Raw genomic sequence first — 24,609 nt, forward strand, 5'->3', positions numbered from 1 at the left:
AAACTCACCGATTCTCTCTATCGGTGGGTTTAATTTTTGGCTGACAAGTTTCTGGCTGTCTAAACTGTTAGTTATAAATACTTTAGAGACCGTCTGTGTCACAATGTAAACGGTCTTACCAAGTTAGTTAAGAAATATAAAGTAGGCGTCAGTGATGGAACTGCTCTATCAGTATGCCTGGATCATCCCAGTCCTGCCGCTAGCTGGGGCGATGCTGGTCGGTCTGGGACTAATCTCGATTAATCGATTTACCAACAGTCTGCGGCAGTTAAATGCCGTGGTTATAGTCTCCCTGCTAGGGATGGCGATGGGTTTCTCCTTGGCGCTGCTCTGGAGTCAAATTCAAGGTCATGCTACCTACACCCGTACCCTGGAGTGGGCAGCCGCGGGGAATTTTCACCTGAATATGGGCTACACGATTGACCACTTGACGGCCCTGATGCTGGTCATCGTGACGACAGTTGCCTTCCTGGTGATGATTTACACCGATGGCTACATGGCTCACGATCCGGGGTATGTGCGCTTCTATGCCTATCTGAGCCTGTTTAGTTCCTCCATGTTGGGTTTGGTGGTCAGCCCCAACTTGGTACAGGTTTATATTTTCTGGGAACTGGTCGGTATGTGTTCTTACCTACTGATCGGATTCTGGTATGACCGCAAGGCAGCAGCCGATGCTTGCCAAAAGGCTTTTGTCGTCAACCGCGTCGGCGACTTCGGGCTGTTGTTAGGGATGCTGGGGCTGTACTGGGCGACGGGCAGCTTTGAATTTGACGTAATCGGCGATCGCTTGCAAGCATTTGTCGCATCAGGCTACCTAAGTACCGGCCTTGCGGCTCTGTTTGCCATCTTAGTGTTTATGGGACCAGTGGCAAAATCTGCTCAGTTCCCGTTGCACGTCTGGCTACCAGATGCGATGGAAGGCCCTACCCCCATCAGCGCCCTGATTCACGCGGCAACGATGGTGGCTGCGGGCGTCTTCCTAATTGCGCGGATGTATCCCGTGTTTGAAGGCATCCCAGTCGCAATGAACGTGATTGCCTGGACGGGTGCCTTTACTGCATTTTTGGGGGCAACTATTGCCATTACCCAAAACGACATCAAGAAGGGTCTCGCTTATTCCACCATGTCCCAACTGGGCTACATGGTAATGGCAATGGGCGTCGGTGCCTATACTGCCGGTCTATTTCACCTAATGACACACGCCTACTTCAAGGCGATGCTATTTTTGGGTTCTGGTTCTGTGATTCACGGCATGGAATCAGTCGTAGGTCACGATCCCGCCTTGGCTCAGGATATGCGGATGATGGGCGGACTGCGGAAGTATATGCCGATTACCTCCCTCACCTTTTTGGTTGGAACGCTCGCGATCAGCGGGATTCCACCTTTCGCTGGGTTCTGGTCGAAAGACGAAATTCTAGGCAGCGCTTTTGGGGCAAATCCGGCGCTGTGGTTCGTCGGCTGGCTGACGGCTGGAATGACTGCTTTCTATATGTTCCGGATGTATTTCCGGACGTTTGAGGGCAAATTCCGAGGGCATGAATCAGGCATCAAGCAGGAACTACTAGGGGCGACGAAATCTCCCCAGGTTGAATTTGCTTTTGGTCCTGGGGCGATGGATACCAGAGAGTTATCCTCCAAAGCCCATGACAGCCACGATGACCACGGTCATAGCCAGTATCCCCACGAGTCGCCCTTGACGATGACGCTGCCCCTGATCGTTCTGGCGGTGCCGTCGATGCTGATTGGTTTGGTTGGGACGCCTTTCCACAATTATTTTGAGGAATTCATTCACGCCCCCGGCGAACCGCTGACTGAGGTGCTGGAAAAAGCCACTGAGTTTGATTTGACAGAATTTCTGATCATGGGGGGTAATTCGGTCGGAATTGCCTTGATTGGAATTACGCTGGCTTCTCTGATGTACTTGAGAGGCAAGATCGATCCCGCTGCGATCGCTGCTAAAATCCCCTTCTTTTACAAGCTGTCGCTCAACAAGTGGTATTTCGACGAAATCTATGACACCCTCTTCGTTCAAGGGTGCCGTCGCTTAGCGCGACAAGTCATGGAAGTGGATTTCCGCGTGGTTGATGGCGCAGTCAACTTCACCGGCTTAGCGACGCTGTTGAGTGGTGAAAGTCTGAAATACTTTGAAACTGGTCGCGTCCAATTCTATGCCCTGATTGTGTTTGGGGCGGTGCTAGTGGGCGTGATTGTCTTTGGTGTGACTTAAATTTAGAAACCGCTCGCTGTGTGTTTCTACCCGCTGTCAACAAAAGATAAAAGGAAAAAGCTGAAAACTTTTTCCTTTTTCCTTTTTAAGTACACTTACTCATAGCTGACAGCTAAACCTTATTGCTCACGATTTGATATCTCATGAATACAGCTAATTTTCCTTGGCTGACTTTTATCATCCTGTTCCCCATCGCGGCATCCCTGTTGCTTCCGTTGATACCAGATAAAGATGGTAAGACGGTACGCTGGTACGCCCTCATTATTGGGCTGATTGATTTCGTGGTGATGGTTTATGCCTTCTATACTCAGTACGACTTTTCTAATCCCGGTCTGCAACTGGTGGAAAGTTACTCCTGGGTACCCCAAATCGACCTAAGGTGGTCGGTGGGCGTAGATGGCTTATCAATGCCGCTAGTCTTGCTCACCGGCTTTATCACCACCCTGGCGACTTTGGCAGCGTGGCCCGTGACGTTTAAGCCGAAGCTGTTTTACTTTTTGCTCCTGGCGATGTACGGCGGTCAGATTGCAGTGTTTGCGGTCCAGGATATGCTGTTGTTTTTCCTGGTGTGGGAACTGGAACTGATTCCGGTGTACCTGCTGCTGGCAATTTGGGGCGGTAAGAAGCGTTTGTACGCGGCTACCAAGTTCATTCTTTATACGGCTGGCGGGTCGCTGTTCATTTTAGTAGCCGCCTTGGCGATGGCGTTCTACGGCGATACCGTGACGTTTGATATGAGGGCGATCGCTGCCAAGGATTACCCCCTAACTTTCCAACTCTGGATCTATGCAGGGTTTCTGATTGCCTACGGCGTCAAGTTGCCGATTATTCCCCTGCATACTTGGCTACCAGATGCTCACGGCGAAGCAACTGCACCAGTGCATATGTTGCTAGCAGGAATTCTTCTGAAGATGGGCGGTTATGCTCTGATTCGGATGAATGCCCAGATGCTACCCGATGCTCATGCCGTGTTCGCGCCCGTTTTGGTGATTTTGGGCGTTACCAACATCATCTACGCAGCCCTCACCTCTTTTGCTCAACGGAACCTGAAACGGAAAATCGCTTATTCCTCGATTTCCCACATGGGATTTGTGCTGATTGGGATTGCCACATTTACTGACTTGGGTTTAAGCGGCGCGGTGCTGCAAATGGTTTCCCACGGTTTGATTGGGGCAAGCTTGTTCTTCCTAGTGGGAGCCACTTACGACCGCACCCACACCCTGATGCTGGATGAAATGGGCGGCGTCGGGTTGAGGATGAAAAAGATGTTTGCCATGTGGACGACTTGTGCGCTCGCGTCATTAGCATTGCCAGGGATGAGCGGATTTGTGGCAGAAATCATGGTGTTTGTTGGCTTTGCGACCAGCGATGCTTATAACCCCACTTTCAAGGTCGTGGTGGTCTTTCTAGCCGCCGTTGGCGTGATTCTGACCCCCATCTACCTACTCTCGATGCTGCGGGAAATTTGCTACGGGCCGGAGAATAAGGAATTAGTGGAACACGAAGCCTTGATCGATGCGGAACCACGAGAGGTGTTCATCATCGCCTGTCTGTTGGTGCCGATTATTGGCATTGGCTTGTACCCCAAAATCCTGACTCAAATTTACGACGCAACCACTTTGCAGCTGACGGAGCGACTGCGAGGTTCAGTTCCGACGCTGGCGAGTGGGCGACAGGTTCCGACCCAAGCACAGGCGGATATTCCCCTGTTGTCGTTGCGGGCACCAGAAATCGGCAATCGCCAGACAATTCAAAGGTGAAAAATTGCAAAGATTTTCTTGATGTTTGAATTTTCAGCTTGCTAAATTTTCATAATCAATAATCCCTTTCAGGGCGGAATTAAATATCCGCCCTTTTTGTTAAAAATTACGAATTCATCGGCAATAGTATCAAATGTGTGATGGCGGATGCAGGGGAATTTCTATCAGAAATTGCGCCCCCTGACCGGGCGCTGAAATACATTTGAGTTGACCGCCGTGTTTTTCGACCACAATTTGATAGCTAATCGACAACCCAAGCCCTGTGCCAATACCGACTGGTTTGGTTGTGAAGAAAGGATCGAAAAGTCGCTTTCTGACTTCCTCTGCCATTCCTGGCCCATTGTCGGAAATCTTGATTACGACTCGGTTATTTGTCAACACGTCGGTACGAATCCGAATGATACTGGCGTCGGCTTTGATTTGTTCAAGCGATCGCTTTTTGTTAGACTCATCCAAAGCATCAATTGCATTGGTGAGAAGATTCATAAATACTTGGTTGAGCTGCCCTGGATAGCACTCTACTTTAGGTAGGTTGCCATATTCTTTGATTAGCTGGATAGGGGGATGATCTGGTTTGGATTTGAAGCGGTTTTGCAGAATTAGGAGCGTACTTTCGACGCCTTCATGAATATCTACCAGTTTCATCTCGGCTTCGTCAAGGCGGGAGAAATTGCGTAAGCTACGCACAATCTCACAAATGCGCTCTGCCCCCACATTCATAGAAGAAAGTAATTTAGGCAAGTCCTTGATGAGAAAATCTAGGTCAATCGCGGCAATTTCGTCTTGAATTTCTGGCGTTGGATGGGGATATTGCTGTTGATATAGTTGCAGCAACCCAAGAATGTCTCGCGTGTATTCGCTCGCCGGGGCTAAATTCCCGTAGATGAAGTTAACGGAATTATTGATTTCATGCGCGACTCCAGCCACTAGCTGACCCAAACTGGACATTTTTTCACTTTGAACCAGTTGAGACTGAGTACGTTGGAGTTCCTGAAGCGTGGTTTCGAGCCGGGTGGCGTGTGCTTGAGCGATCGCTGCGGCTTCACGAGTTTGAGTATAAAGTTCTGCTTGGTTAATCGCGATCGCGATTTGGTCGCAAACCGCCGAAAGCAGTTCCACTTCATCGTCATGCCAAGTTCGAGGACTGCTAAATTGACCGCAGGCAACTACACCAAGTTCGCCCGTGCGAGTCATTATCGGAAAATTTAGTATAGAAACGTACCCCAGCGATTGGAAGAACTGCCGTGAATTGGGGTCGGTTAACGCTTCAATATTATCCAAATGGATGATTTCTCGGTTTAAGAGTTGTCTTACTTGAAAACTGGTCGGTTCCTCTGGATAGCAACCCAGAAAGCTAGGCAAATTGTCTACCTTCGCTTCATGCAATATCTCCCAACTTGCCGATTCACCATTGGGACGATACCACATGAAAAGGCACTGCTCAATTTGCAGCAGCCTGCGGATTTCCTGCACGGCTGTTTCCAAGATGGTATTGAGATCCAGCGAACTGCGAATTTGACTAGCAAGACGATTGAGTAGTTCTTCTCGCTGCGCGAGTTCTCGGAACCGAGCTTCTGATTGCCGCAACGCTTCTTCCACCTGCTTGAGAGCGCTGATATTACTTCCGGTGCCGATAATTCGATAGATGCGACCCGCAGCATCCCGCAGTGGAGTTAAAGTCGTTAGCCAATAAGTGTCTACACCCTGCAAGGGAATGCAATCCTCGTAAAAAGTACATTCCCCTGCGACGAGACATTTTGTATATCTCTCATGCAAGGAATTACCTAACTCTAAACCAAATAGTTCATGGGGAGTTTTGCCCATCGCTTGGGCACTACTGATGCCAGTAACCATCGCTATCGGTCGATTCCAGCTAAGGTAGCGAAAAACCCCTTGTGCGTCCACATCTAAAACAAAGATGGCGTTTTCCACGCCCTCGTAGATGGAATGGAAAAAGTCCTCACTCTGGATCATCTCTGCCGACAGGATCAATCCACCCCTTTCCCCGCTTGGGTGCTTCCAAGGATGCAGGCTCCACTTTATCGGCACCGAGGAACCGTCAGGGCAAACAAAGCTACTTTCCTGAAACTCCCCTGAACTCGCCCCAGATAAAACTAGCTCAGCCTTGTGCCGCCATTGGTCGGGAAGGTGAGGAAAAACTTCGTAATGCGATCGCCCAATCAGATTTTGCTCATCTAGCCCGTAATCGATTAGCCACCGACGAGAAGCGAGCAAGTAACGCATCTGGCGATCGCACATCGCTACGGCAGCGGGTGTATGTTGCAAAAATAGCCCAAACAGCTCTAAATTGTCTGAGGCGTTCATAGGTCGGCAAAGGCTCTTTTTGTAATGGCATTCAATTTAGAGGTTTTCAGGGTGAAATGCCCTAAACATTCCAATATTCAATTATCTAAACATTTAATTTAAGGCATCCACTCTAGTACGACGCCAACCCGACTATCTTTGCGTTGTCTTGCATTTTGCTTCTCAATGTCTGTCGATAAGCGCAGGTTGCGGGTAAAGGCATAGCCGACGGAAAGCTTTGTAATTCCGACTTCTTCATTCGTTGCTGGAGCAACCCAACTCTGAGTTAAGGAGATATCGGCTGCACCAGTGCGAGATAAAACGAATATCAGCTTCGCACCCACATGTAAGCCATCTGTTGAGTATCGGTCAGTTTCCAAATGTCGATAGCCCACCAGGGGCGCGATATTAACGTAGCCACCCAAAGGAAGTACGTAGTACCGTAAATCTGCTCCATAAGCCTCGCGCTGACCCTTGAACTCAGTGTGATAATCCCCACTGACGGTTAAGCCGGTGCGACCAATAAACACGTCCTCCACGCCAATATTGACTCCCCCGGCTTGCCCAGATGAAGGAAACTGGGAGTAGCCGAGGCGCACCCTAGTCCGAAAGCTGGGGTCATTGCGAATTTCTTCTAGCACATTCGGCACGTCTCGCCGCCAACGCTGCAAAACCGGGCTATTTTCAATAATTTCTGGGCTTAAATCCAACTCGCTAGCCTCTGGCTTGGGCGTTTCTTGTGGCTGGGTTTGAGCCTGGGTTTGAGTTTGGGCAGACGATATCCCCAAAATCAAGGAAGTGCTGATTGCGAACAGTATAGAGTTTCGCGCAAAGGCGCAAAGGCGCAAAGAAAGGCAAGTGAGCGTCTGTGCATCTACCGGGCTGAGGCGCGAGATGCCAAAGGTCTTCGTCATTGAGGTTGCGTCAGTTTTATATTTATGAAGAATTTTGATAAGGATAAAAAAAGTGGCTCTGCTTAGTACAGAACCACTTTAGTTGAGGGAAGATGCTCAAAATTAGCGGGCTTTACCTTGCACGGCTGTCATGTCAATCGGCTTGATTAGGTACAAGCGCAGCAGCTGCCAAGCATTAGAAGCATAAAGGGGTAGCTTCTGGAACAATTGCAGGAATTTGGGGGTTTTGGAGGTTGCGATCGCACCCAGCTTCTCATTATTTTTGATGCACACTTCTAGGCGCTCGTAAAATTCTGGCTTCTCTACATCCAGAATCACTGGGAACACCCGTCCTGCGGTTTCGTTGGTCTTCTGAATCACGTGAATGTCATATTCCCGTGCATCCAGACCGAGTGTGGCATAGAATTTGGAACGCTGGATGTCGTTGAGATACATCGTCGCAAACACTGACAGCAGGAAGAAGCGACACCACAGCTTTGCTTTCCAATCATTCAAGAATTGGGGTTGCGCTCTCATTACGGCATCGAAGAAGTCTCCGTGCCGGTTTTCATCCTGGCACCAGTTTTCAAAGAACCGGAAGATGGGATAAACGCGGTTTTCGGGATGGGCTTCTAGGTGCCGGTAAATGGTGATATACCGCCAGTAACCAATCTTCTCGGACAGATAGGTCGCGTAGAAGATGAATTTCGGCTTAAAGAAGGTGTATTTGTGATTCTTGGTCAGAAATCCCAAATCTAGTGACATATTGAAGTCTGACATTGCCTTATTCAGGAAGCCAGCATGACGAGCTTCATCCCGCGACATCAAGTTAAAGCCTTCTGCCAGAAGCGGGTTTTTGTCCTTCAATCGGCGTCCGAGTTCTTTGTAGAGTAAGAATCCGGAGAATTCTGCTGTGCAGGAACGCTCTAGAAATTCGATGAATAACTGGCGCGTCTCCCCATCAATATGATCCCAGGATTGGTCAAACTCGGCATCCCGCACGAAGTGGTGACGGTTGTAGTCAGCGCGGAATTCTTCCATCAGCGCCTTGAGTTCATCTTCATTTGGCGACAGATCCATCTTCGCCATTTCATCAAAGTCGGTGGTGTAGAACCGGGGCGTCAGTAGGGTTTCTTTCGCAGGTACTTTCACCCCAGGTCTTAATTCTTCAAAGCTGGGTTTTTTGAGGGAATCCACCATATTCTTTGTCTCTCTTGTTTCTCTTATTATTATGATTCCGTCGCTTTCACTCAAAGGCTTGCGTTCCAGTCTACCAATCTACACGAGAGCGATCGCACTTGCTACGTTAAGACTTACTACACGCTGTCAAGTTTTGTGACATCTTCAGAGTTCTTGTTGCTCAATTCCTAGGTGCAAGAGTTAAGAACAAAATCCTATGATTGAAGTTAGGACATCTGAAGCGCTAGGAATCTTATGAAGAACGTCTCGACTGCCTATGTTCTTTGGCTAGCCTGTTTTTTGTCCCCACCGATAGCGGGGATGCATCGCCTCTACAATGGCAAGATTGGCACGGGGCTGCTGTGGCTGTTTACGTGGGGTTTGTTTGGGGTCGGACAGTTCGTGGATTTATTTCTGATTCCCGGCATGGTGGAGGAACATAATGCCAAGCTTCAAGACCGCTTGGGGGTATCCTCCACGGGCGTGCCTCTATCGCCACCTGCGATCGCACTTACCAAGCAGGAGCTTACCCGCGATCAACTAATGGTTAAACTTGTAAAAGCCGCTGCTGCTAGAGGTGGCAAACTTTCCGTTACCCAAGCGGTGATGGATACAGGTGTAAGCTTTGCCAAGGCAGAAGCCACTTTGAAAGAAATGCTCAAAAGTGGCTACGTCATGGTTGATAATCACCCAGAAACTGGCATTGTCATTTATGAATTTATCGAGTTGTAATGGCTCATTAGTCATTAGTAATTATCTAATGACTAATGAAATTCACCTTTCCCGACTAATTTCTTTCCAGCCACTTTTGAGCATTCAACCGCTGCGTCACGCCAAACACCATTAAATCCAGCGTGATCTTGCGCTCATCGCACAAAAAAGGCTCAATGATACTAGGTTTAGAGCCTTCAAAACAGGAAAAAGCTCTTTGTTTTTGGATGTCTTCTTCGGGAAAATAAAGGTTAAAGTTCCGCTTTCCCCCTTGCCAGCTCCCGTTGACTTGCCAGCATTCTGAGATTTCTTGAAGCGGTTTCTTGTCAAATTTCAGCTCTAAATTTTGGACGCCCTTTTTTTCAAGTGCTGTTTTCAAAGCTGGTAAATAGTCTTGTTGAATAAACTCAACAAAAGGCTTGTCTTCTACCGCAGGTGCCTTCTCTTTTTTAGCCGCTTTAGCAGCTGGCTTATCCCCTTCTGGCGACTCGTCCTTTTTAGCAGCTTTGGCAGCTTCTGGCTTATCTGCTTTAGCAGCTTTGGCACCCGTTGGCTTATCCTCTTTAGATGCTTGAGCTGTTTTTTTAACATCTGTTTGAACCTGAGCCGAGTCATCTGGGGTTGATGCCTCTGTCGAAGATTTTTCTCCAGTCGCATTCGGATTCACCTCCGGATTCACAGCTTCTGGAGCGGGTGCGTTTGCTGTAGGAATGTCGGTTGCTACGTCAGAATCCGTACTGGGAGCATTTTCTTCAGAAACACTAGGAGCCTGCTTGTCAACAGTGCTAGGAGCCACCTCTCCGGCGTCATTGTGATTCGTTTCTTCTGCCATTGGACTTATCCGCAAGTTGGTGATTTTTTTTGAATGTATGCAGCATGGATGAAGGTAGGATTAACAATCTCGATTCGAGATTGAAATCCTTTACTGCTCATCCTAACTTGGAATCAGCCTCCCGCCTGCGCTGCCACAATGCTCACCTCATCACCCTCATTCAGAGGTGTCTGAGTTCCATCCAAAAAGCGGATGTCTTCGCTGTTGACATAGAAATTCACAAATCTGCGGGGTTCGCCCTTTTCATCGCACAAACGCACTTTGATGCCAGGATAGCTTTGCTCTAAGGATTCGAGCAGTTCACCAATCGTACTGCCGCTGCCTTCAATGGTGGCTTGATTGTTTGTAAGCTTCTGGAGAGGAGTCGGAACGAGAACTTTGACTGTCATACTTAAAGATTATTCAGTAGTCATTCATGCGTAGTCACGAGCGATGAGTCATTAGCAACCCCGGAGGGACTAATGACTCATCACAAAAAGCTGGTAGCGGTTATTAAACCAGAACTTGCTGCCAGTCGAGGCGTTCGAGTGTCCGAGAGCGCTCTAATGCCCGCTCGAAACTATCCAGCTTCGCCTCAATTGTCAGGGGTTCCCCGATGTATCCTTGCACCGCTTCTTGGGTTTTCAGTCCGTTGCCGGTAATGTAAACGACGGTCGTTTCTTCGGGATCAATTTTACCCGCTTCTACCAATTTTTTCAGCACGGCGATGGTGGTGCCACCAGCGGTTTCGGTAAAGATGCCTTCGGTTTCAGCTAATAGCTTGATGCCGTCAACAATTTCAGTATCGTTGACTGATTCAATGTTACCGCCGGTTTTCTTGGCGACTTCCAGCGCATAAACTCCGTCTGCTGGGTTGCCAATCGCGATTGATTTGGCAATGGTGTTCGGCTTCACGGGGGTTACGAAGTCGCGCCCTTCCCGATGAGCTTGGGCAATGGGGGAACAACCTTCAGCTTGGGCACCGCTGAAACGGACGCTCTTATCAGCTACTAGTCCAACGTTGATAAATTCTTGGAATCCTTTGTAGATTTTGGTGAACAGAGAGCCAGATGCCAAAGGAGCGACGATATGATCCGGCAGTTTCCAACCTAGCTGTTCTGCTACTTCGTAGCCGAGGGTTTTTGAGCCTTCCGAGTAGTAGGGACGGAGGTTAATGTTGACAAATCCCCAGCCTTGGGTATTAGCAACTTCGCAGCAGAGGCGGTTCACCTGGTCGTAGTTACCCTGAACTGCCATGACGGTGGGACCGTAGATGAGTGTACCTAGAACTTTACCGGCTTCCAGGTCGGCGGGGATGAAAACGCAGCAGTCTAAACCGGCGTAGGCAGCGATCGCTGCCGTAGAATTCGCTAAATTACCCGTACTGGCGCAGGATACCGTCGTAAATCCTAATTCCTGCGCTCTTGTTAAAGCGACCGACACCACCCGATCTTTAAAGCTCAGGGTGGGCATATTGACGGCATCGTTTTTAATATAAAGATTTTTAATACCCAGACGGCGAGCTAAGCGATTGGCTTTTACCAGTGGTGTCATGCCAGTTCCCACGTCAATCGGCTTTTCTGTGGCGACGGGCAAGAAGGAACGATAGCGCCAAATTGAGTTAGGCCCTGCCTGAATGCTTTCACGAGTGACGGTGCGGCGCAGAACATCGTAATCGTAGGTTACTTCCAGAGGGCCAAAACAAAACTCACAGACATGAGTTGCCTTGAGTTCGTATTCGGTGCCGCATTCTTTACACTTCAGTGCCGTAAAGGTTGCCGTTGTTGACTGGGTTGCCTGGGTCATGGGTATTTACACTCTAATCGTCCGTCATCGCTCGGTTGATACTAACACAGGCAAAAATACCCGTCAAATATATCCGACTCTTTTAGTCGGGTTTAAATGTTATTTATGATACAAAATTTAGCCCTCAGTCTGAAGACCGGGGCGATCGCATTCCAAGCTTGCGGTCGCGAATTTAGGAAAAAGAGGGAATTGAAGCGGATTTGGGATGAAAAAACCGAATTTCTGGCGTTTAACTTTTGTCTTTCCTAGCCACCGCTAACAGGGGGAATCAGCACGACTTCATCCCCATCATGCAGAATCGTGTCTGGCTCGACGAATTGAAAATTAACGCCAAAGCGAGTAACTTGACGCCATTTGTCAAGTTCTGGATGTTCGGAAGCAAATTTATCTAATATCGCTGAAACATCTGTATTTGGAGGGATTTTCAGCACCAGTTCCGAAACGCCATAGGCTTCTTGATAGGCAGCGAATAATTTGACGGTAATCGCGATCGCTTCAGTGGACATAGGAACTGATGCTAGAGGTGGCTGGCATTAGATTAGCGCGATCGCCGACCATCTGCTTTATGAATGCCCCCTAATCCAAAAAGCGATCGCACCCAAGAAAGGGAGAAATCGGAGCTTTTGGCTTGTTCAACATCTACATCAGATGCACTCTCTTCGAGGTTTTCGGCGTTTTCTGCGGAAGGGAGAGAATTTACCATGTTCAAGGAATCTTGTTGCACCGCCGCCAATGCTTGACCCACCGCCACGATAATCTGAGGTGCTAACTTAGCTTTAGCCCGTTGCTGTTGTAGATACCATCCTCTGGGACTGGTCGCATACAGGGCTGGCAGACGATTCAGGGCGTAAGCGATCGCATGGGCTGGATTGATATAGTTGACCAACTTTGGCGGTAACTGCTGAAGTTGTCGGTGTACTTCCTGAGCAACTAACAGTTCCATGACATTGCAGTAGGTTAGAACTTGATTCGGTTGCATAATCTTCTTAAAGACTGAGCTGGCGATCTCTGTAAAGAAGGACAGACGTTGTAGAAGGCGATCTCGCGCGTTATCCTCTTAGATTGCCAAAGACGCTTTCGCTTGACAGCTCACTTTTTTGCTGACTCTTTGGCTCAGTTTTCAGCGTACGGCTGCGATCGCTACACCGAAAGGTGAGCCAGAATAAGCGAGAATTGTGGTAAAGAGCTTAACTATGGCGGGGTCTCTCAGAGCATCTGCACGGGGACTAGAAAGCGTTGATAAAGCCCGAAAAAGGAAAGGTTGGACAAAAACAATGACCGTTTCTTGGTGGCAGGGTGCCCTAACGACCCAGGCAACCTTGAAACGGTTTTGGCAGAAAAAACCCATTCACCAAGAGACCTTTATTAATATTTGCCAAGCTGTCGGGATCGGCAACTGGAAGGAAATTGTTGATTCAGGTGCCGTTGAAGAAGCAGAAGCGCGTGAAATGCCCATACTCGATTGGGGTGAAGCGCCTGATGTCTCTGGTTTCTATGGGCGCACAGAAGAACTGGCTGTGCTTGAGAAATGGATTGTCGCTGATAGTTGCCACCTAGTAACGTTGTTCGGCATGGGGGGAATTGGTAAAACAGCGCTATCCGTGATGCTAGCCGAGCAAATTCAGAATGAATTTGATTATTTCATCTGGCGATCGCTCCGTTCTGCCCCATCAGTCGAAGACCTGATCGCAGACTTGCTCCGATGCCTCTCCAACGAGCAATCAACCAATTTACCAAAAGATATTGGTCGCCGAATCTCTCAGCTAATTGAGTCTTTGCGATCTCCCAAAGGAACAAACCCTTCCACAGGTTCCCATCGATGTCTGCTGATTTTGGATGAAGTCGAAACGATTCTAGGTGCTGGTCAAGCAACTGGGTATTATCGAGAAGGGTATGAAGGCTATGGCGAACTATTCAGACGAGTGGGAAGAGAGCGCCACAACAGCTGCTTAATGCTAATCGGTCGAGAGCAACCGAATGAAATTGCATTAATCCAGGGAGAAACTCCAAGCGTTCGTTCATTACTGCTGTCCGATCTCAATGATACAGACGCTTGGCAAATATTTAGAGCCAAAGGTTTGTCAGACGAGAACCACTGGAAAAGCCTTTTTCAAATCTATCGAGGGAATCCCTTAATCTTAAATATTATTGCCAGTTATATAAAAGACTCATTTGCTGGTAAAGTTTCTGATTTCTTAAAGCTAGAAACAATATTTTTAGGCGATATTCATCTAATTTTAGATACTTCCTGGCAACGGCTATCAAATTTTCAAAAAGAAATTATGTTTAAGTTAGCGGCTAATCTCAACCCCAGCTCTATCTTTAAATTAAAAGAAGAAATCAATCTAACGGTTTCAACTTCTGAAATTATGGAAGCGATTCAAGCATTAGAACGTCGTTCGCTGATAGAAAAGCAAATCGAAGGGAATGAAGTTATTTATACGCTTCAGCCAGTTGTGAGAAGGTATGTTAAAAGAAAAATTGCTAAGCGAACGGTTGAACAATAAAGTTATTTTCCGAGAGGAAGTTATAATTCTATAACATTCCCACTCAAATCGGGATAGTGTGTTTGCCGTGAGTTATTGCATCAATCCTAACTGCCGCAATTTCAACGAACCTGGTAATCAAAGCACTTGTCCTGACTGTGGCTCTGAAAGTTTAGTAGAAGGGCGCTATCGGGTCATCCAACGTTTGGGCAAAGGAGGCTTTGGTCAAACCTTTGAGGTGGAGGACGTGCGTCGGGAAGGTATAAAAAAAGTCCTAAAAATTTTGCTTACTGATTATGAGAAGGCAATCTGCCTATTCCAGCGGGAAGCCGAAGTTCTAAAGAAGTTGAATCATCAAGGGATTCCCAAAGTAGAGGCAGATGGATACTTCCAGTTATGTCATCTAAAGAGCGAAAAGCCCTTGCACTGCTTGGTGATGGAGAAAATTGAGGGGATCAACTTAAAAGAATGGTTGAGCAGCCGGAACCATCAACCCATCAGCCAAAAGCAAGCGATCGCCTGGTTGAAACAACTGGCAGAAATCTTACAGCAAGTGCATCAAAGCAACTATTTTCACCGGGATATTAAGCCGTCTAACATTATGCTGCGACCTGATAATCAACTGGTGTTGATTGATTTTGGCGCAGTCCGCGAAGCCACGGAAACCTACTTACACAAGTTAGCCGGAAGAGATGGCACAGCAATAATTTCCCACGGCTATACACCCCCAGAACAAGCCGATGGTAGAGCTGTTTCCAAATCTGATTTCTATGCTTTGGGACGCACCTTCGTTCATTTGCTGACAGGCATACATCCCCATGACCTTCCTGAAAACCCCCAAACAGGTCAGTTGAATTGGCGAAACAGTGCCCCACAGATTTCACTAGAGTTGGCAACTTTAATTAATGACCTGATGGCTCCTTTCGCAGGGAATCGACCTGAAAATGCCCAAGAAATTGTGCAACGTTTAGAAGAAATTGAGACGCAAATCAACAATCATCGGCGGACACGATCTCCCGACGACACGCTTACTTTGCTTCCTGGAGGCAATTGTTCGGACGCGGAAATTACTAGGATTATCAACTCAGGCAATTTAAGGCTTGTACTCATTTGGGTCGTGAGTGCAATTCTCTTGACAGGACTCGGAATAATTATTTATGCGCTCGTGAAACCGCCGAAGGCTTGTGATTCCAGTCTTGCAGACAATGTCAGTTGTGGAGAAGAAGTTTTAGTTCCCAGCTTGAAAGGCGCTCTCAAGCAAAAAGGCGTGCAAAAATTTGCCAGCGGTCAATATGCTGAGGCTGTTGGTTTATTAGAGAAGGCACGGAGCGAACAGCCAAGCGACCCAGAAATTTTGATTTATCTGAATAATGCCCGATTGATGGATAAAAAGGAAAAGGCATACACGATTGCTGTTGCCGCTCCGATAACCAACAATCCAAACAGAGCGCTGGAAATTCTACGAGGAGCTGCCCAAGCCCAAAATGAAATCAATCAGGGTCAAAGGATGAGTGGTAAAGGGCTGAAAGTAGTCATCGCAGATGATGCTAATAATCCTGTCAAAGCTAAACAAATTGCCGAGTCATTCGTGTTGAAAAAGGACATTTTAGCTGTCATAGGTCACTATGCCAGCGAAGTGACACTGGGAGCGATCGCAATTTATCAACAGCACGGGTTGGTATTAATTTCTCCAGGTAGCACCTCGGAAGACCTCTCAGAGTGGAGCCAAAAGAGCGAACACGTTTTCTTTCGCACTGTACCCAGTAATCGCGTGAATGCCCAGGCTTTGGCTAGCTACATGATCCAAGCCAATCAGCGAACAGCCGCAGTCTTTTACTCTGGCACAAGTAATTACAGCAAATCTATCCGAGATCAATTTCACGTTAGCTTCCCCGCAAGTAGAGGACGGGTAAGAGCAGATTTTGAACTGTGCAAAAAGGACTTCAATGCTGTTGAGGCGATTAACCAAGCACAAGCAAAAGGAGCGACTACGCTGGTCTTCCTTCCGGATGGTCAGACCTGTCCTTTTTCCTTTCAGAATGTCTTAGCGGTGATTAAGGCAAATCAGGGTCGTTATCCGATGGTGGGAGCATGGGCTGTTTACAGTTCTGAGATTCTACAAATCGACCCTAAATATGTAGTCGGTCGCCTAGTAGTAACAGTCCCTTGGCATTCCTTGAGCAGCCCCAATCCAACGTTTCCCAAAGAATCTAAGCAGTTATGGAAAGCGGAAGTGAGTGGGCTGACCGCTACGACTTATGATGCTGCTCGTGCGTTAATAACGGCTTTAGCAAAAAAACCTCAACCGAATCGTTCTGACGTGCGGCTGGCTTTATCGGCTCCCGACTTTCGAGCCAATGGTGCAATGGGGATAATTAGTTTTCGCGGTGGAGATCCCAATGAGCCGATCTTTACATTGGTCAAAGTCGTGCCGTCTAACTGCTCGCTTTATGGTTTTAAGTTTGTACCTGTAGACTATCCCCCAGATAAACTTAAGGAAATAGAGCGCGGTTGCAAAAACTAAACGTACTTATCCGAATGCTCTAGCGGATTCTGACAAATCCAGCTTTTTCAACCAGTTTTTGACCCCGATCTGTTAGCAGTAACTTGGCGTAAGCTTCCCCAGATCGTTGTTCAATTTGTTCGTTTTGTTTAACAATTACTGATAATCGGCGAGTTAGAGGATATTGACCATTCGATAGGATTACCACTTGCGTAGATCGTTTAATGTCATTAAGCCTCTATTTGAGTTTGCCATTTATCGTCAAATCTTTAACTTTTCAAGTTTTTTAACTATGGTTGTTTTTTTCAACTGAATTAGGCTCGCTATATAAATCAGCTCTAACAGCTTCTCTCCTCTAATTCTTATGAGTTCTCTTCGCCTCAGGGGTTCGTTTTTTATCGGTTCTTTTTTTCAACAGCAACACGAGAATGGCACCAATTGCTAACCCTACACCATGTGCCCAATACCCAACGCCCACGGGATTGACGCCACCGGAAATATTTAAGCTACCGATTCCATAAAACATTTGCTGAATAAACCACCAGAATAGATAAAACAAAGCTGGCAGTTCAATAGGGATAAACACAATTACCAGTGGCAAAATGGTATCAATTTTTGCCTGGGGAAAAATCAGAAAATAGGCTCCGAGGACAGATGCGATCGCGCCATTTGCTCCAATTAAGGGCATCGTCAAAGTAGAGTCCAACCAAACTTGTACGATGCCCGTCAAAATGCCGCCCAGCAAGTAAAGTAGCAGAAACCACCGATGTCCGAGAAGATTCTCCACACTCTTGCCAAAAACAAATAAGAATAGGAGATTCCCTAAAATTTGACCAAAGCTGCTGTGAAGAAACATCGCCCAAAACAGGGAAGCAGAAAACATCAGCAAGGCAACCCACGCGGCTGGATTTTCTCCACTGAGAGCATCTGAAATCACCGCACTAATTCGGGCCGGAACGATCCCCCAGTGTTGGATAAAGGCGCTCAGCTTACCTGCAAGCTCTAGTTTTAGCTCCCACAGAAACAAAGCAACATTGATTCCGATCAGGGCGTAATTAACAATCGGTTTGCTGCGACTGGGGATGTTATCAGCAATAGGAATCATGAAGGTTTTAGATTTTAGATTTTGGACGAATCATCAATCCACACGCTATGCCCTCAAACTTATCCTAGTTCGCTAAACAAATCCGCCAAAATTACATTAGAAAATAAAAAACCTTCCGGATCGGTTAATCTCAATCGTCCCTTTGGTGGGAGTTTCTGGGCGTCAAGTGCGATCGCTTTCCCGCTTTCGCCGACAATTTCTACCCAACCTTGCTGGTAGTAGGGTTGCAAACACGTCCAAATTTGTTGCAGCGTCTGTTTGCCAAACTGTTCAGCTAAGGTTGATAAACTGAGACCCTCTGCTAGACGCAGCCCCAGCATCAAGGTTTCCAACAATACTTCAGATGTCAATGTTTGAGGACAATCCCACACGCCACCTGCTGTGACTATCTGTTGCACCCATTCGTAATATTCCCGTGTTTTGCGGGGACGGGTGAACCGGCACCCTTGCAAATGACTGGCGGCACCCATGCCAAAGGCATAGTAGGGGCGATTTTCCCAGTAAACTCGATTGTGGCGGCATTGATGACCGGGTTTGGCATAATTAGAAATCTCATAATGCTCATAACCGGCACTGGTGAGAACTTGCTGCGCTAGTCGGTACATCTCGGCAGCCATTTCATCGGTGGGAAGCGGTTTGGCACCGGGTTGATATTGACGCCCAAAGGCAGTAACGGGTTCGACTTGGAGATCGTAGATTGAAATATGAGTGGGCGCGATCGCTACTGCGGTTTCTAAAGACTCCTGCCACTGTTCCAACGTCTGATGCGGCAACCCAGAAATCAAATCCAAGCTGAATTCGGGAACCCCCACTTTGCGGACTAGCTCCACAGCTGCAAAGATATCAGAGACACCATGCGATCGCCCGCACACTTCCAATAGTTCTGGCTGAAACGCCTGTACCCCCAGACTGATTCGATTCACTCCAACTGAGCGGTAGCCTTGAAGTTGTTGCGAGTCAAAGGTGCCAGGGTCCATCTCCATCGAAATTTCAGCATCGGTGGCAATACCAAAACCAGCATCAAGTTGAGTCAAAATTTGCTTGAGTTGTTGCACCGATAACAACGAAGGAGTACCACCTCCAAAAAAAACTGTTTTTAGGGAATTTCCTTGTACTGGTGTAACTTCAATTTCTTGGCACAATACCTCAACATACTGCTCAATTGTGCCAGAGTTCTTACCAGTCTTGCGATCCCCTACCACAGACACTGGAAAATCACAGTAAAAGCACCGGCGTCTACAAAATGGAATGTGGAGATAAGCAGAGCTGGGGATACCCAAATTAATATTTTTTGCGTCCGGGATTAAATAATTTAAGACCATATTTGTATCAATACTCAATATAGCGATGAAATCTTTAAATGTTTGATTAACAGTTGTTACTTTACTGAATTGTTGTCAGGTCTTTTCTTCTCTTAGCAAGAATACGTCAAGCCTATACGCCCTCTTGTTTCCTGCCTTTTAGAAGCGACATGATTGGCTAATTTTTCAGAATTGTTCTTTTAATAAATAAAGAGGTGGCTTCATAAAAATAGCTCAAATTGGATTAAATGCTGGTGCTAAATCAATGGTCATCCGCAAGAGTGAAGTCAATAACACAAAAGATATAATAAAACAAATGTAAATTTGTATCAGTTCTTGAGAGCCGCTTTCAGGAATTGAAGCAATCATCCCAAATAACTGGAAACCATGCTTGACGCAATCATTATTATTTTATTCATCCTAGCAGCGGCGGGAATCGGGTTCGACGCGATTGAATTACTGCCTAGCGGTGCCCTATATCAAGTCAGCAATCAGGACGCTTTACGCTGGGTCTTCGCCGGGTTTGCCGCCCTGGTTGGGGGCGCTGCCGGTTTGCTCGTGCAGACGACCTATCGACGCTTGGAAAAGAGAGTCCGGGAAATGCCGATCGAGGTCATTTTGACCAGAGCTGTCGGTTTGGTGATTGGCTTATTAGTTGCCAACTTGATGCTGGCACCCGTTTTCTTACTACCAATGCCCTTCGATTTTGCTTTTATTAAGCCTCTTGTTGCCATTTTAGGCAGTGTCATGTTTTCCTATTTGGGGGTCACTTTAGCGGATACCCACGGTCGTTCCTTCTTGAGGCTGATTAGCCCTCACAGCGTGGAAACGATGTTGGTGGCAGAAGGAACCCTCAAACCTGCCTCGACCAAGGTTTTAGACACCAGCTGCATCATCGATGGTCGCATTGAAGAACTGCTGAACACTGGCTTTATCGAAGGTCAAATCCTCGTACCCCAGTTTGTCTTGCAGGAACTGCAACAACTGGCAGATGGTTCCAACGATCTGAAGCGAGTTCGGGGACGGCGAGGGCTAGATATCCTGAACCAGATGAAGGATGCTTACTCAGAACGGATTGTAATCCACTCCGCCGATTACGATGAAATTCCCAAGGTGGATGCGAAGTTAGTCCGGTTGACGCAAGAAATCAACGGCACTTTGCTCACCAACGACTACAACTTGAGTAAGGTTGCTACTTTGCAGAAAGTGCCGGTGCTGAATATTAACGATTTGGCTCAGGCAATTCGGGCAATTTATCTGCCTGGTGATAGCTTGGATATCAAAATTATCAAGGGTGGCAAGGAACCAGCTCAGGGCGTCGGCTACCTGGATGATGGCACAATGGTGGTTGTGGAAGACGGGCGCGACTACATGGGTGGTGAAATCCGAGTGGTTGTAACCAGTGCCTTGCAGACTTCGGCGGGGCGAATGATTTTTGCTCGCCCTCAAGCGTCTGTTGTGGCTTGAGTAGCTTGAAGTGGCGATCGCCACTGGTGGCACCTAGAAAGCCCACAAGCACCACTCTTAAAATCTCACCGCCAAGAAAGTACGCAGAGGTAAATTGCTTCCTCTGCGTACCTTGGCGTACCTTTGCGTTAACCTTGGCGTACCTTTGCGTTAAAAAAGCCTACTCCTGCAAAATAGTTTTAGAGACGATCCGTGTCTTCTTCCTATCTGCTTCCGAAAGTTCTTCACCTGATTGCAAGCGAGTAGCACTGGTTTGGAGAACCGTCGCGCCTCCCTTGTCTCCCATTTGCAGGGCGGTTTTGGCGGCAGTTTGTAACATCGTCGCTGCACCCACGCGATCGCCTTGCTGCAATTTCGCCTCTGCTAACTGAGTTTGTCGGTATTTCGCCAACGCCAAAATAGACTGTTGCACCTGAGGATTGGGTGCGGGTTGGTAACTCCGGACAACATTCGCCTCAACTAAGACTTGTTGAGAAATTAGCCCCATTTTATCCTGGGCGGGATCGTCGTAACGGACTTGCACCTGGGCGATCGCTTGACGCCCTTCCGCTAGCTGGCTGACGTAAAGATTCGCCAAAATGATTCGCGGCACATCTTTCATCAAGTCTCCCAGACGTACCGTATAGCGATCGCCTTCTTGTTGCACCGGCAGTTCAATGGTATCTGGAGCAACTTGGGCGATGGGTTTGAGTTCCGCTAACCGTACCTTCGGCATTAACGAAAGTGATAAGTAGGCATTTGTCAACCCCACCGCAGAGATTCGATTAAACAAGCGTCCAAACTCATTGACTGCCTGTTCGGGACGCTCAATATAGGACAGCGTACCGCCACCCGCATCAGCAATTTTTTCCAAAACATCCTGGTTCCAATGAGCGCCAAATCCCAATGTATTCAACGTCAGGTTGTAGCCAGTCGCCACTTGGGCAAATTTCAGACAGCGGTTGTTGTCGCCATGCTCATTTTCGCCATCTGTTAACAGAAAAGCTTGAGAAACCGTTTCCTTTTTGCCCTTCGCCAGTTCTTCAATTCCTAGTTTTAAACCCTCATCAATCGCCGTACCCCCATCTGCACTGAGCCGATTAATCTGTTTCTTAATATTTTCTGGGTTGTCAATGACTTGGTTGGGGACAAGCACTTTGGCTTTGTGATCGAAGGCGACAACCGAGATGCGATCGCCCGGTGTAAGACGATCCACCAGACCGATCGCTGCCTGTTTCACCGTTTCCAGGGGGCGTCCATTCATCGAGCCACTGTGGTCGAGAATTATGCATAAATTGAGCGGGGCACGATCTTCAAGATCCCCAGCGATCGCAGAAATAGAAATTTCTAGTTGACGCTGGCTACTCGTTTGAGTCGCGTCAATATTCATATCATTCAAAGCAGGCTGTAAACCAACTCTCATAGCACGCTCATTCCTGGCAGAACAAGAAGGGATCGGAGTAACCACAAGACTAAACGCTGACGCTCCGGAAAGGGAACCATAAAATTACCCCAACCGCGACCGGGCTTATTTTCTACAATAGCTTGCAGCCCAACACGGCGGAAGCAGCCAGCCAAAAGATCGCAATTCTTTGCAGAGGAAAACGCGATCGCTGGGGTGGATTTCACCCATCACCTTTCGCAAAAACCGATACTTAAACTCAGGTTTCTCTGTTTAAAAACCCAAAAATTAGAAGCGTTTAAGACCCATTTTCCGGCGTCCCCTCCCAAAAAGCCCACTGACAGGCGCTAAAGCGGCATCAAGCCACCCTCAACCTGACTAAAAGCGGTAAGGGGAGTAAAACTGCTAGAATCCAGTCAGTACGGTGGGGCACACCGGAATTAATGTCAAATTAAAGATAGCACCACTATTGCAGCTTTCCGATACGCCATGAACTCACCCATCCAGGCTGTTCAAGCTCCCTACGGCGGCGATAGCTTCTACCGAACACCGCCACCAGACTTACCCTCCCTGATCTTAAAGGAGCGGATTGTCTATCTGGGAACGCCCTTGGTGCCAGAGGTAACGAAACTAATCATCGCCCAACTGCTGTTTTTGCAGTACGAAGATCCAGAAAAACCGATCAAAATCTACATCAATTCCACCGGCACCTCGCGTTACGACGGCGAACCTGTTGGCTTTGAAACCGAAGCCTTCGCCATCTGCGACACGATGAACTACATCAAGCCGCCCATTCATACCATCTGTATCGGTTCGGCAATGGGAATGGCGGCAATGCTACTCTCTGCTGGGACTAAAGGCTATCGCGCTAGTCTGCGCCATGCCACGATTATCCTGAACCAGACTAAGAGCTACGCTCGCGGTCAGGCGACGGATATTCAAATCCGAGCCAAAGAAGTGCTGGCTAATAAGACAACAATGCTGGATATCCTATCGCGCAATACAGGTCAGACCCCTGAAAAAATTGCCAAGGATATGGATCGACTCTTCTATATGACTCCGGAGCAAGCTGTGGAATATGGCTTGATCGATCGGGTTCTAGAGTCCAAATCAGATTTACCAACACCACTTCCCGCTGGTGTCATCTGAAGAATTAAAAATTAAAAATTAAAAATGAAGACTATTCAAATTTTTAATTTTTAATTTTGCATTTTTAATTCTTTGGATACGAATTTTCACTTTTTACGAACGGAGTTCTACATTATGCCTATTGGCTACCCTAGAGTTCCCTACCGGATGCCAGGGGGACAATATACCGAGTGGATTAACATCTACGATCGCCTTTACCGGGAACGGATTATTTTCATGGGCGAAGATGTTGATGATGAAATGGCTAACCAGATAATTGCCGTGATGCTTTATCTGGATTCGGAAGATCCGGGCAAGGACATCTATCTCTATATCAACTCTCCGGGTGGCGTAGTCACTTCTGGCATGGCGATTTATGACACCATGCAGCACATCAAATCAGATGTGGTGACAATTTGTGTAGGCTTAGCGGCATCAATGGGTTCGTTCCTGCTGACCGCTGGGACAAAAGGTAAGCGTCTCGCTTTGCCTCACTCGCGGATTATGATTCACCAACCTTCTGGTGGTACGCGGGGACAAGCCACAGACATTGAGATTGAAGCGAGAGAGATTCTACGGATTCGTCGCCAGCTGAATGAGATTTATTCTCACCGGACGGGTCAGCCTATTGAGAAAATTGAGAAGGACATGGATCGTGACTTTTTCATGTCTGCTCAAGAAGCGAAGGAATACGGTCTAATTGACCGCGTTATCGAAGAACGTCCGAAGTAATGAGTGATTAGCTGTTAGCTGTTAGCTGCTTGACGGGTGGGTAGTCGCAATTGTAAACTTGGGCTTCCAACAAGATTCTCAGAAGCTAATAGCTAACCGCTAAAAGCGAAGGGCTAGAAATAAACTCCCGACTATCAACAAAGATTAAAGCCTAATCGATAGATGATTCCTCTGATGAACCTCGCAGATTGTTACCGGGTGTTGGGGTTAAGATCAGGGGCATCTTTTGCAGAAATTAAAGCGTCTTACCGACGTTTGGCACGGCAGTATCATCCCGACGCAAATCCTGGCGATCGCCAAATGCAAGATAAATTTATAGAGTTGACGGAGGCTTACAAGTTCCTCCTCAGTGTAGTAGATAAGTCTGAGACGGTTGAGAAAGTATCCAATCCAGAACAGACTGCTGCACCGCCTCCTCAACCTTCCGTCACGAAGGTGACTCGCAAAGAGACGCCCAAAGAAACGCCCGTTCAAAAACTCCCAGACTTGTCGATAACTGAGCAACAGCTGAAGTGGAGTTCTTATCAGCAGTTGCAGCAGTTGCTGAAAAATCGCCGATTTCCCCGCGCGATCACCCTCATCGAAGGACTCGCCCAACGTCTGCCAGAAGATCCAGAAGTGCGTCAGTGGCAAGCGATCGCTTATCAACGTTGGGGGCGTCAGCTGATCGCTGAAAAGCAACTCGAAAAGGCAAGAATTTATCTAAAAAAAGCTCTGAAAACCGACCCCCACAATCGCTCTCTCTGGGCAGAAGTAGAACGAGATTTTCGCCGTTTAGAGCAGATTTTTTAGCTTTACTTCGCTGCAACCAAATA

21 protein-coding genes and 1 pseudogene are annotated in these 24,609 nt (G+C 47.5%); 9 read left to right on the forward strand and 13 right to left on the reverse strand.

The window, feature by feature from the left end:
• Nucleotides 1-154: 154 nt before the first annotated feature.
• Together NDA03_RS00995 and NDA03_RS01000 are read left to right on the forward strand one after the other, a co-directional pair.
• On the forward strand, nt 155-2,227 hold the full coding sequence (locus tag NDA03_RS00995) for an NAD(P)H-quinone oxidoreductase subunit 5 (RefSeq protein ID WP_348237046.1): 2,073 nt from the start codon (nt 155-157) through the stop codon (nt 2,225-2,227).
• 143 nt (nt 2,228-2,370) lie between these two features.
• Nucleotides 2,371-3,987: an NAD(P)H-quinone oxidoreductase subunit 4 gene (locus tag NDA03_RS01000; RefSeq protein ID WP_190413143.1), complete on the forward strand. Its 1,617-nt coding sequence runs from the start codon at nt 2,371-2,373 to the stop codon at nt 3,985-3,987.
• Nucleotides 3,988-4,116: 129 nt separating this feature from the next.
• On the opposite strand, the gene NDA03_RS01005 is transcribed toward NDA03_RS01000, so the two are convergent.
• From NDA03_RS01005 to acsF, 3 genes are all read right to left on the reverse strand, one after another.
• Nucleotides 4,117-6,312, reverse strand: a complete 2,196-nt coding sequence (locus NDA03_RS01005; RefSeq protein WP_348237047.1) for an ATP-binding protein — start codon at nt 6,310-6,312, stop codon at nt 4,117-4,119.
• Nucleotides 6,313-6,410: 98 nt separating this feature from the next.
• Nucleotides 6,411-7,205 carry a hypothetical protein gene (locus tag NDA03_RS01010; protein ID WP_348237048.1) on the reverse strand — a complete coding sequence of 265 codons (795 nt, stop codon included), beginning with the start codon at nt 7,203-7,205 and terminating at the stop codon, nt 6,411-6,413.
• A 102-nt stretch (nt 7,206-7,307) separates the two neighbouring features.
• Nucleotides 7,308-8,384 (reverse strand): magnesium-protoporphyrin IX monomethyl ester (oxidative) cyclase, encoded by a 1,077-nt coding sequence (gene acsF, locus NDA03_RS01015; RefSeq protein WP_348237049.1) that lies wholly within the window; start codon nt 8,382-8,384, stop codon nt 7,308-7,310.
• 234 nt (nt 8,385-8,618) lie between these two features.
• Here acsF and NDA03_RS01020 point away from each other — a divergent pair, with 234 nt between their 5' ends.
• Nucleotides 8,619-9,095 (forward strand): NINE protein, encoded by a 477-nt coding sequence (locus tag NDA03_RS01020; protein ID WP_190438676.1) that lies wholly within the window; start codon nt 8,619-8,621, stop codon nt 9,093-9,095.
• Between the two features lie 55 nt (nt 9,096-9,150).
• On the opposite strand, the gene NDA03_RS01025 is transcribed toward NDA03_RS01020, so the two are convergent.
• The 5 genes from NDA03_RS01025 to NDA03_RS01045 form a co-directional block, all read right to left on the reverse strand.
• Nucleotides 9,151-9,906 carry a DUF2996 domain-containing protein gene (locus NDA03_RS01025; protein ID WP_190427832.1) on the reverse strand — a complete coding sequence of 252 codons (756 nt, stop codon included), beginning with the start codon at nt 9,904-9,906 and terminating at the stop codon, nt 9,151-9,153.
• Nucleotides 9,907-10,019: 113 nt separating this feature from the next.
• Nucleotides 10,020-10,295, reverse strand: a complete 276-nt coding sequence (locus tag NDA03_RS01030; protein ID WP_190427830.1) for a MoaD/ThiS family protein — start codon at nt 10,293-10,295, stop codon at nt 10,020-10,022.
• A 103-nt stretch (nt 10,296-10,398) separates the two neighbouring features.
• Complete coding sequence (thrC, locus tag NDA03_RS01035; protein WP_190429314.1) at nt 10,399-11,691, reverse strand: threonine synthase; 1,293 nt, start codon at nt 11,689-11,691, stop codon at nt 10,399-10,401.
• A 245-nt stretch (nt 11,692-11,936) separates the two neighbouring features.
• Nucleotides 11,937-12,197, reverse strand: coding sequence for a MoaD/ThiS family protein (locus NDA03_RS01040; RefSeq protein WP_190413130.1), 261 nt, complete (start codon nt 12,195-12,197; stop codon nt 11,937-11,939).
• 32 nt (nt 12,198-12,229) lie between these two features.
• Nucleotides 12,230-12,670 (reverse strand): late competence development ComFB family protein, encoded by a 441-nt coding sequence (locus NDA03_RS01045; RefSeq protein WP_190438669.1) that lies wholly within the window; start codon nt 12,668-12,670, stop codon nt 12,230-12,232.
• A 295-nt stretch (nt 12,671-12,965) separates the two neighbouring features.
• Here NDA03_RS01045 and NDA03_RS01050 point away from each other — a divergent pair, with 295 nt between their 5' ends.
• Both NDA03_RS01050 and NDA03_RS01055 read left to right on the forward strand, forming a co-directional pair.
• A complete protein-coding gene (locus NDA03_RS01050) occupies nt 12,966-14,198 on the forward strand; it encodes an NB-ARC domain-containing protein (RefSeq protein WP_348237050.1) in 1,233 nt (410 codons plus the stop codon).
• Between the two features lie 67 nt (nt 14,199-14,265).
• Nucleotides 14,266-16,701, forward strand: coding sequence for a bifunctional serine/threonine-protein kinase/ABC transporter substrate-binding protein (locus NDA03_RS01055; protein ID WP_348237051.1), 2,436 nt, complete (start codon nt 14,266-14,268; stop codon nt 16,699-16,701).
• A gap of 19 nt (nt 16,702-16,720) precedes the next feature.
• Here the strand turns inward: NDA03_RS01055 and NDA03_RS01060 are convergent.
• The 3 genes and pseudogenes from NDA03_RS01060 to hemW all read right to left on the reverse strand — a co-directional run.
• Nucleotides 16,721-16,870: pseudogene (locus NDA03_RS01060) on the reverse strand (phosphate ABC transporter substrate-binding protein); the annotation flags it as partial.
• Nucleotides 16,871-17,035: 165 nt separating this feature from the next.
• Nucleotides 17,036-17,785, reverse strand: coding sequence for a rhomboid family intramembrane serine protease (locus tag NDA03_RS01065; protein ID WP_348237052.1), 750 nt, complete (start codon nt 17,783-17,785; stop codon nt 17,036-17,038).
• A 59-nt stretch (nt 17,786-17,844) separates the two neighbouring features.
• Complete coding sequence (gene hemW / locus NDA03_RS01070) at nt 17,845-19,107, reverse strand: radical SAM family heme chaperone HemW (RefSeq protein WP_190429319.1); 1,263 nt, start codon at nt 19,105-19,107, stop codon at nt 17,845-17,847.
• Nucleotides 19,108-19,473: 366 nt separating this feature from the next.
• Here hemW and NDA03_RS01075 point away from each other — a divergent pair, with 366 nt between their 5' ends.
• Nucleotides 19,474-20,553 (forward strand): PIN/TRAM domain-containing protein, encoded by a 1,080-nt coding sequence (locus tag NDA03_RS01075; protein WP_348237053.1) that lies wholly within the window; start codon nt 19,474-19,476, stop codon nt 20,551-20,553.
• Between the two features lie 160 nt (nt 20,554-20,713).
• Here NDA03_RS01075 and NDA03_RS01080 read toward each other — a convergent pair whose 3' ends face one another.
• Nucleotides 20,714-21,955, reverse strand: coding sequence for a VWA domain-containing protein (locus tag NDA03_RS01080; protein WP_190681759.1), 1,242 nt, complete (start codon nt 21,953-21,955; stop codon nt 20,714-20,716).
• On the reverse strand, nt 21,952-22,161 hold the full coding sequence (locus NDA03_RS01085; RefSeq protein ID WP_190413110.1) for a hypothetical protein: 210 nt from the start codon (nt 22,159-22,161) through the stop codon (nt 21,952-21,954). The genes NDA03_RS01080 and NDA03_RS01085 overlap by 4 nt, the downstream gene beginning before the upstream one ends.
• A gap of 262 nt (nt 22,162-22,423) precedes the next feature.
• On the opposite strand from NDA03_RS01085, the gene NDA03_RS01090 reads away from it, so the two are divergent.
• The 3 genes from NDA03_RS01090 to NDA03_RS01100 all read left to right on the forward strand — a co-directional run bounded on the left by NDA03_RS01090 (nt 22,424) and on the right by NDA03_RS01100 (nt 24,586).
• The gene (locus NDA03_RS01090) at nt 22,424-23,083 is read left to right on the forward strand and encodes an ATP-dependent Clp protease proteolytic subunit (protein ID WP_190413108.1); all 660 of its coding nucleotides are present in this window, start codon (nt 22,424-22,426) and stop codon (nt 23,081-23,083) included.
• 114 nt (nt 23,084-23,197) lie between these two features.
• Complete coding sequence (locus NDA03_RS01095) at nt 23,198-23,794, forward strand: ATP-dependent Clp protease proteolytic subunit (RefSeq protein WP_190413106.1); 597 nt, start codon at nt 23,198-23,200, stop codon at nt 23,792-23,794.
• Nucleotides 23,795-23,968: 174 nt separating this feature from the next.
• Entirely contained in the window at nt 23,969-24,586 is a 618-nt protein-coding gene (locus tag NDA03_RS01100) for a J domain-containing protein (RefSeq protein ID WP_348237086.1), read from the forward strand.
• Nucleotides 24,587-24,609 lie beyond the last annotated feature (23 nt).

The sequence above is a fragment of the Trichocoleus sp. Lan genome (assembly GCF_039961855.1).
Lineage (GTDB): Bacteria > Cyanobacteriota > Cyanobacteriia > Cyanobacteriales > FACHB-T130 > FACHB-T130.

Excerpts from the sequence above, each read along its gene's own strand:
- NDA03_RS00995 (WP_348237046.1), top strand. The coding sequence starts at position 155 with ATGGAACTGCTCTATCAGTATGCCTGGATCATCCCAGTCCTGCCGCTA.
- NDA03_RS01000 (WP_190413143.1), top strand. The coding sequence starts at position 2,371 with ATGAATACAGCTAATTTTCCTTGGCTGACTTTTATCATCCTGTTCCCC.
- NDA03_RS01005 (WP_348237047.1), bottom strand. The coding sequence starts at position 6,312 with ATGAACGCCTCAGACAATTTAGAGCTGTTTGGGCTATTTTTGCAACAT.
- NDA03_RS01010 (WP_348237048.1), bottom strand. The coding sequence starts at position 7,205 with ATGACGAAGACCTTTGGCATCTCGCGCCTCAGCCCGGTAGATGCACAG.
- acsF (WP_348237049.1), bottom strand. The coding sequence starts at position 8,384 with ATGGTGGATTCCCTCAAAAAACCCAGCTTTGAAGAATTAAGACCTGGG.
- NDA03_RS01020 (WP_190438676.1), top strand. The coding sequence starts at position 8,619 with ATGAAGAACGTCTCGACTGCCTATGTTCTTTGGCTAGCCTGTTTTTTG.
- NDA03_RS01025 (WP_190427832.1), bottom strand. The coding sequence starts at position 9,906 with ATGGCAGAAGAAACGAATCACAATGACGCCGGAGAGGTGGCTCCTAGC.
- NDA03_RS01030 (WP_190427830.1), bottom strand. The coding sequence starts at position 10,295 with ATGACAGTCAAAGTTCTCGTTCCGACTCCTCTCCAGAAGCTTACAAAC.
- thrC (WP_190429314.1), bottom strand. The coding sequence starts at position 11,691 with ATGACCCAGGCAACCCAGTCAACAACGGCAACCTTTACGGCACTGAAG.
- NDA03_RS01040 (WP_190413130.1), bottom strand. The coding sequence starts at position 12,197 with ATGTCCACTGAAGCGATCGCGATTACCGTCAAATTATTCGCTGCCTAT.
- NDA03_RS01045 (WP_190438669.1), bottom strand. The coding sequence starts at position 12,670 with ATGCAACCGAATCAAGTTCTAACCTACTGCAATGTCATGGAACTGTTA.
- NDA03_RS01050 (WP_348237050.1), top strand. The coding sequence starts at position 12,966 with ATGACCGTTTCTTGGTGGCAGGGTGCCCTAACGACCCAGGCAACCTTG.
- NDA03_RS01065 (WP_348237052.1), bottom strand. The coding sequence starts at position 17,785 with ATGATTCCTATTGCTGATAACATCCCCAGTCGCAGCAAACCGATTGTT.
- hemW (WP_190429319.1), bottom strand. The coding sequence starts at position 19,107 with ATGGTCTTAAATTATTTAATCCCGGACGCAAAAAATATTAATTTGGGT.
- NDA03_RS01075 (WP_348237053.1), top strand. The coding sequence starts at position 19,474 with ATGCTTGACGCAATCATTATTATTTTATTCATCCTAGCAGCGGCGGGA.
- NDA03_RS01080 (WP_190681759.1), bottom strand. The coding sequence starts at position 21,955 with ATGAGAGTTGGTTTACAGCCTGCTTTGAATGATATGAATATTGACGCG.
- NDA03_RS01090 (WP_190413108.1), top strand. The coding sequence starts at position 22,424 with ATGAACTCACCCATCCAGGCTGTTCAAGCTCCCTACGGCGGCGATAGC.
- NDA03_RS01095 (WP_190413106.1), top strand. The coding sequence starts at position 23,198 with ATGCCTATTGGCTACCCTAGAGTTCCCTACCGGATGCCAGGGGGACAA.
- NDA03_RS01100 (WP_348237086.1), top strand. The coding sequence starts at position 23,969 with ATGAACCTCGCAGATTGTTACCGGGTGTTGGGGTTAAGATCAGGGGCA.